At 37.9% G+C, this 4,403-nt stretch carries 6 protein-coding genes; all 6 read left to right on the top strand.

Features of this window, described 5'->3' with window-relative positions; translation table 11 throughout:
• The coding region (locus tag GBI16_RS17725; protein WP_151707585.1) for a hypothetical protein at positions 1-535 on the top strand (535 nt) is incomplete at its 5' end.
• Between the two features lie 36 nt (positions 536-571).
• Positions 572-1,075: a type VI secretion system contractile sheath small subunit gene (tssB, locus tag GBI16_RS17720; RefSeq protein ID WP_086210618.1), complete on the top strand. Its 504-nt coding sequence runs from the start codon at positions 572-574 to the stop codon at positions 1,073-1,075.
• Positions 1,068-2,549 carry a type VI secretion system contractile sheath large subunit gene (gene tssC / locus GBI16_RS17715; RefSeq protein ID WP_086210617.1) on the top strand — a complete coding sequence of 494 codons (1,482 nt, stop codon included), beginning with the start codon at positions 1,068-1,070 and terminating at the stop codon, positions 2,547-2,549. The genes tssB and tssC overlap by 8 nt, the downstream gene beginning before the upstream one ends.
• 47 nt (positions 2,550-2,596) lie before the next feature.
• Positions 2,597-3,100 carry a type VI secretion system tube protein Hcp gene (locus tag GBI16_RS17710; RefSeq protein ID WP_086210616.1) on the top strand — a complete coding sequence of 168 codons (504 nt, stop codon included), beginning with the start codon at positions 2,597-2,599 and terminating at the stop codon, positions 3,098-3,100.
• A gap of 68 nt (positions 3,101-3,168) precedes the next feature.
• Positions 3,169-3,645, top strand: coding sequence for a type VI secretion system baseplate subunit TssE (tssE, locus tag GBI16_RS17705; protein WP_151707584.1), 477 nt, complete (start codon positions 3,169-3,171; stop codon positions 3,643-3,645).
• An 11-nt stretch (positions 3,646-3,656) separates the two neighbouring features.
• Positions 3,657-4,403: type VI secretion system baseplate subunit TssF (locus tag GBI16_RS17700; RefSeq protein ID WP_171494587.1), on the top strand; the 747-nt coding region annotated here is incomplete at its 3' end.

Genomic DNA, 4,403 nt, shown 5'->3' with positions numbered 1-4,403 from the left:
GGTCAGTGGAGAAACTGATCAGAATTTACTGCATTTATATATGCAGCTTTGTGATAAGAAAAATAAAAAAGATGATGTCTTAAAAAATCAGCTCTCAGTCCAGGCGGCAAAACGCTATCAAGAGCTTGGGAAAAATTATAAAGCGTTACAATTGGTTGAAACATTAAATGCTCAAAATATACAGCACTCTTCACTTACAGATACGCGGTTTTTAGCGGGTATTGCGATTGCAAATGCAGCATTAGACTATATGCGTCAAGAAGAAATGCGTTATTTATCAGCAGACTTAACCTATCCGCCTGCTAAAAACTTGTCACAGAGCATACAAAATTCTCTACCAGCACCAGACACCAGTGACGCAAAAGCAGTTGTGCTGAAGACCTCCAAAAAAACAACACGCAAGCTTGCTGTTACTAGTTCTAAAAAAACAACAAAAAAGGTAACTACTCAGCAAGTAAAAACAAAAAAAGTTGAAAAAATACAATCAGTTGAATCTTTAAATAAATCGAACGCAAACCCATTTAATGCACTTTAAAACTTAAATCGAAAGAATAACGAACAGGATTTTTACATGGCTAAACGTGAAAGTGTACAAAAAAAGCTACAGCGCATTCGACCACCGCGTGTCCAATTAACATACGATGTTGAAGTGGGGGATGGTAAAGAAATTAAGGAATTACCTTTCGTTGTGGGTGTTTTGGGAGATTTTTCAGCAGCCTCTGAACTAGAAAAAACCAAGCTTAAAGATAAAAAATTCATTAATGTTGATTTAGAAAACATTGATGAAGTTATGGAGTCATTATTGCCTCGAGCAACTTATCAAGTTGAAAATACTTTAACTGATGACGGTGGTCGAATGTCAGTCGATCTGACTTTTAAATCTATGGAGGATTTTCGTCCTGAAAACGTGGTTCAACAGGTCGATCCATTACGAAAGTTGGTAGAAGCACGTGAGCGTTTGACGGATTTACGAAATAAAATTTCAAACAATGAACGTTTAGAAGATTTGTTAGATCAAGTTTTACAAAATACTGACCAAGTGCGCAAAATGAGTGTGGAGGCAGAGAATGAATAATTTTCAATCTACAGCAGTAGCTCAAGACACTACAGAAGAATTTACGTTATTAGACTCAATCGTTGAAAGAAGTCGTATAGCGCGTAATGAAGAAGAACATGATCGTGCTAAAAGTCTAATTGGTGAATTAGCTAAAGAAGTGATGGCTGGAACAATTACTGTTTCAGAAAATATGACCTTATCTATTGATAAACGTATTGCAGAAATTGATGCGCTCATTTCGACTCAACTCAGCAGAATCATGCACGATGAACAATTTCAAAAAATTGAATCGACATGGCGTGGTTTATATTATTTTTGTCAGGAAACGCCATCTAATCCGCTTATTAAAATTCGGATGTTGAATACTACAAAAAAAGAGCTAATTAAGGATTTTCAAGGTGCAACAGATTTTGATCAAAGCACACTGTTCAAAAAAATATATGAAGAAGAGTATGGTTCATTTGGTGGAGCGCCATATGCCACATTAGTTGGTGATTTTGAGTTTGACCGCACGCCTTCAGATATGTATTTGCTTGAACAAATTTCGCATGTTGCAGCAGCAGCACATGCACCATTTATCTCTGCAGCAGATTCAAGCATTTTAGGCCTAGAATCTTTTACAGATATAGACCGCCCTCGAGAGGTTTCAAAAATCTTCGAGACGGCTGAATATGTGCAATGGCGCTCATTCCGTGAAAGTGATGATGCGCGATATGTGGCATTGACCATGCCACGAGTACTAGGCCGTTTGCCATATCACCCTAAAGAAGGTACTGCGACCGAAGGCTTTAATTTTGTCGAAGAAGTGACTGGACAAAATCATCATGACTATTTATGGATGAATGCTGCTTATGCATTTGCAACCCGTTTAACCAATGCTTTTGATATGCATGGTTGGTGTGCAGCGATTCGTGGTGTAGAAGGTGGCGGTTTAGTAGAGGGCTTACCTGTCCACACGTTTAAGACCAATGATGGTGAGGTTGTCTTTAAATGTCCAACTGAGATTGCAATTACAGACCGTCGCGAAAAAGAACTCAGTGATCTGGGCTTCATTCCGCTTGTCCATTGCAAAAATACAGATTACGCAGCATTTTTTGGCGCACAGTCGACGCAGAAACCTAAAAAGTATGATAGCGATTCTGCGAACGCAAACTCAGCTTTATCAAGTCAAATTCAATACATTATGGCAGTGTCACGTATTGCACATTATTTAAAAGCCATGATGCGAGATAAAGTCGGTAGCTTCGCATCTGCTGGAAATGTCGAAGCATTTTTAAATGAATGGTTAGCCCAATATATCTTACTTGATGACGGCGCTTCACAAGAAGCGAAAGCGCAATATCCACTTCGTGAAGCCTCTGTCAAAGTTGTAGAGAATCCTGCACAGCCAGGGCACTACAAATCTGTGGTTTTCTTAAGACCACATTTCCAGTTGGACGAGTTGTCAGTATCACTGCGACTTGTTACTGAATTACCTCAGTCCTCAAATTAATTTTGAATGCCAACACATAATAACTTTAAAATAGGAAAATATTAAAAATGAAAGATATATACGTACAATTTCGTGGTAAGTACAAAGTCGATGGTGAATCACGCGATGCTGAACATAAAGGCTGGTTGGAGGTAAATTCTTGGTCACATAACATTCGCCAGCCGAAGTCCGCAACATCCTCAAGTGTAGGTGGCCATACAGCTGAGCGTGTAGAACACTCTGACATGATTTTTGTGAAAGATTTAGATGCAACCAGCCCAAAGCTATGGGAAGCATGTTCAGCGGGATATACCTTTGACGAAGTTCAGATTGATTTTTATCGAGCGAATGGTGATAAACGTATTAAATATCTGCAAATCAAGTTAAAGCATGTGTTGGTTTCAAGTGTTACACCAACAGTGAGTGAAGAAGGTGTACCAATTGAGAGCTTCGGTTTGAAATATGCCGCAGTGGAATGGACGTATAACCAGCAAGATATTAATGGTACGCAAAAAGGTGCAGTGACCAAAAAATGGTCACTGTCAAATAATACCGCATCGTACGCTGCATAAATATGCTTCAAAAATAAGGGCTAACTTATATTAGCCCTTATTTTTCATGTAGGAAAATTCTAGTCAATATGAACCTAGATCAACTTTATCCATATGGTTTTAGAAAAACACTATTTGACCGATTGTTGCCTACAAGTGAGCAGGATCGGCAGGGGATGTCTCTTCAAGAGTTGCGCGAGTCTGTCGCGTATGATTTAGAAGAATTACTTAATAGTCGTATGGCAAACTTCGGCTCAGTTATTGATGCCTTTCCCTTAGTAAAAAAATCCATTTTACAGTTTGGGATCATTGATTTTGTTGGGCTTTCGACGGCTACCCCCTTAGACCGAGATAAAATATGTCAGTCTATCGCATGTTCTATTACCGCACATGAGCCAAGACTAAAACAGGTTAAAGTCGAAATGTTATTTGATGGGCAGAATATGGGAGCTTTATGTTTGAGTATTCAAGCTTATTTAAATATTCATCCATTGTATGAGCCTGTTATTTTCGATGCCTTACTCAAACCAACAACACAACAATATGTTATTTCTGCACGATCTTAATTGGGTGATTTGTGATTGAAGAGTTATTACCTTACTATGAAAAACAATTACAAGAATTTGGACAGCAATCACGCGAATTTGCACAAAAATATCCTAAAATTGCTCAACGGTTGTCTTTAAACCAAGAACAAATTGATGATCCGCATATTGAGCGCTTAATTCAGTCTTTTTCTTTAATTGCAGCTAGAATTGATAAAAAACTTGTAGACAGTTATGACGTCTTTACGCGATCGCTGTTTGAGGTGATGTTTCCACAATATTTAAAGCCTTTTCCTGCATGTACTATACTTAGTTTGGAAGATTTAAATAAGTGTAAACAATTAACAGAAGCACATGTTGTTCCTAAGAATACCACGATTAAGTCACGCAGTTTTAAAGGAGTGCAGTGCGAATTTAATACCACCCAAGAGTTAAAACTATTACCACTTGAGTTGTGTCAACTCAGTTTTAAAACGCATCCCAGTGCACATATGCACTTAAATCAAAACGCTACCCTTACTTTAGGTTTTAATCTTTTTAATCAATCTCAGCGCATTTTAGAAAAAGAATGCTTACCTATTTATCTGGATGCTATATCTAATTTTCCACTCCAGGTTTTGGATGCAGTGTTTCAATCAAATACTGGGTTTTCATTGAAATACGGTCATCATCTGATTGATATTAAAAATCCTTTTTGTACTCAAGGTTTCTCAGAAGATGAAAGCTTACTGCCATTAGATCAGCATACACATCATGCTTATCGGTTATTGATGGAGTAT

Source organism: Acinetobacter sp. TUM15064 (genome assembly GCF_008980265.1).
In the GTDB taxonomy this organism is placed as follows: Bacteria; Pseudomonadota; Gammaproteobacteria; order Pseudomonadales; family Moraxellaceae; genus Acinetobacter.
The sequence above is the reverse complement of the archived record's forward strand: the minus strand, read 5'-3'. Positions and strand labels throughout refer to the sequence as shown.

Excerpts from the sequence above, each read along its gene's own strand:
- tssB (WP_086210618.1), top strand. The coding sequence starts at position 572 with ATGGCTAAACGTGAAAGTGTACAAAAAAAGCTACAGCGCATTCGACCA.
- tssC (WP_086210617.1), top strand. The coding sequence starts at position 1,068 with ATGAATAATTTTCAATCTACAGCAGTAGCTCAAGACACTACAGAAGAA.
- GBI16_RS17710 (WP_086210616.1), top strand. The coding sequence starts at position 2,597 with ATGAAAGATATATACGTACAATTTCGTGGTAAGTACAAAGTCGATGGT.
- tssE (WP_151707584.1), top strand. The coding sequence starts at position 3,169 with ATGAACCTAGATCAACTTTATCCATATGGTTTTAGAAAAACACTATTT.